This is a genomic window from Nonomuraea sp. NPDC048916 (genome assembly GCF_040649575.1).
Taxonomy (GTDB): domain Bacteria; phylum Actinomycetota; class Actinomycetes; order Streptosporangiales; family Streptosporangiaceae; genus Nonomuraea.
Window position 1 is genome coordinate 1 of record NZ_JBEZFS010000233.1, and the last position, 441, is coordinate 441.

Sequence of the window (441 nt, forward strand, 5' to 3'; positions counted from 1 at the left end):
GGGTGACCGGGGCGACGACCGCGTACGACGAGATCTGGGTGACCGTCAAGCCGAAGGAGAACCCGACCCGGCGCGGCGGCACGCTCTACGCCTCGTACCAGGACCAGAACACCGGCCGGCTCAAGGTGATGTCGCTGGATCCGGCGCAGCCGGTGCCGACGGCCGACGTCGGCGACGTCCTCAAGGGCCGCACCACCGGCGTCCTCGACTACGCCTCGTACGGCGGCTACAACGTGCAGGCCACCGAGCTGGGCACGGTCGTCGACAAGAAGCTGCGGCGCGAGGTGACCCGCAAGCAGAAGAAGGACGAGCTGGCGGTCGCCACGTACAACGTGGAGAACCTCGACGCCGGCGACGACCAGGCCAAGTTCGACACACTGGCCGAGGGTGTCGCGGTCAACCTCTCCTCCCCCGACATCGTCTCGCTGGAGGAGATCCAGG

At 68.5% G+C, this 441-nt stretch carries 1 pseudogene; it reads left to right on the forward strand.

Annotated elements, in window-relative coordinates:
- A pseudogene (locus tag AB0C16_RS40620) lies at positions 1–441 on the forward strand (endonuclease/exonuclease/phosphatase); the annotation flags it as partial.